Raw genomic sequence first — 1,821 nt, 5'->3', positions numbered from 1 at the left:
TACGCAGACTTCTAGGGTTTTTCATGACGCGCTACATATTCGTCACGGGCGGTGTTGTTTCTGCATTGGGGAAAGGCATTGCCTCGGCTTCATTGGCGGCTATCCTGGAGGCGCGGGGGCTTAAGGTCACCATGCTTAAGCTGGATCCGTACATCAACGTTGACCCGGGCACGATGAGCCCGTTTCAGCACGGTGAAGTGTTCGTCACCCATGACGGCGCCGAGACCGACCTGGACCTGGGCCATTACGAGCGGTTCATCCGCACGACCATGACCCAGAACAACAACTTCACCACCGGCCGTGTCTACGAGCACGTTCTGCGCAAAGAGCGCCGCGGTGACTACCTGGGTGCAACCATCCAGGTGATCCCGCACATCACCGACGAAATCAAGCGCCGCATCATCAAAGGTGCCGGCGACGCTGACGTGGCCATGGTCGAGATCGGTGGCACCGTGGGTGACATCGAGTCGCAACCGTTCCTCGAAGCCATCCGTCAATTGCGTTTCGAAGTCGGCGCCAAGCGCGCGATGCTGATGCACCTGACCTTGGTGCCGTACATCGCCACGGCCGGCGAAACCAAAACCAAGCCAACCCAGCACTCGGTCAAGGAACTGCGCTCGATCGGCCTGCAGCCAGACGTGCTGGTGTGCCGTTCCGATCACCCGATCGATGTGTCCTCGCGCCGCAAGATCGCGCAATTCACCAACGTTGAAGAACGTGCGGTGATCGCTCTGGAAGACGCCGACACCATCTACAAGATCCCGGGCATCCTGCACTCCCAGGGCCTGGATGATTTCGTTGTCGAGCGTTTTGGCCTGCAATGCGGCAGCGCTGATCTGTCCGAGTGGGAAGCAGTGGTTGATGCCAAGCTGAACCCGGAACACGAAGTCACCATCGCGATGGTCGGCAAGTACATGGAGCTGCTGGACGCCTACAAGTCGCTGATCGAAGCGATGAGTCACGCCGGCATCAGCAACCGCACCAAGGTTAACCTGCGCTACATCGACTCCGAAGACATCGAAAACCAGGGCACTGCGCTGCTCGAAGGTGTTGACGCGATTCTGGTGCCGGGCGGCTTCGGTCTGCGTGGTGTGGAAGGCAAGATCACCGCTGTTCAGTACGCTCGCGAAAACAAGGTTCCGTACCTGGGTATCTGCCTGGGTATGCAAGTGGCGGTCATCGAGTTCGCCCGTAACGTAATGGGCTGGAAAGACGCCAACTCCACTGAGTTCGATCGCGCCAGCGGTCACCCGGTCGTGGGTCTGATCACCGAGTGGGAAGATGCGACCGGTGCCGTTGAAGTGCGTACCGAAGCTTCCGATCTGGGCGGCACCATGCGCCTCGGCGCTCAGGATTGCCTGCTCGAAGCCGGCTCCAAAGTGCACGATTGCTACGGCAAGGACGTGATTGTCGAGCGTCACCGTCATCGTTACGAAGTGAACAACAACCTGCTGCCGCAAATCATCGAAGCCGGCCTGAAAATCTCCGGTCGTTCCGCTGATGCTGCGCTGGTTGAAGTGGTTGAAGCACCGGATCATCCATGGTTCGTGGCTTGCCAGTTCCACCCTGAGTTCACCTCGACACCACGCGATGGCCATCCGCTGTTCAGCGGTTTTGTCAAAGCAGCGTTGGCTCAACACCAGAAGAAGGCGTAACCCCGATGGCACAGAAGATCATCCGCGTCGGCGACATCGAAATTGCCAACGACAAACCCATGGTGCTGTTCGGCGGCATGAACGTGCTGGAAAGCCGTGACATGGCCATGCAGGTTTGCGAAGAGTACGTGAAGGTTACCGAAAAACTCGGCATCCCTGCCGGGTT

1 protein-coding gene and 1 pseudogene are annotated in these 1,821 nt (G+C 58.8%); both read left to right on the top strand.

From position 1 onward, the window contains the following. Positions 1–23: 23 nt before the first annotated feature. Complete coding sequence (locus ACIOU6_RS27960; RefSeq protein ID WP_401139978.1) at positions 24–1,655, top strand: CTP synthase; 1,632 nt, start codon at positions 24–26, stop codon at positions 1,653–1,655. Between the two features lie 5 nt (positions 1,656–1,660). Beyond that, positions 1,661–1,821, top strand: a pseudogene (locus ACIOU6_RS27955) (3-deoxy-8-phosphooctulonate synthase); the annotation flags it as partial.

The organism is Pseudomonas sp. NPDC087615 (assembly GCF_044743445.1).
In the GTDB taxonomy this organism is placed as follows: Bacteria; Pseudomonadota; Gammaproteobacteria; order Pseudomonadales; family Pseudomonadaceae; genus Aquipseudomonas; species Aquipseudomonas baetica_A.
The sequence above is the reverse complement of the archived record's forward strand: the minus strand, read 5'-3'. Positions and strand labels throughout refer to the sequence as shown.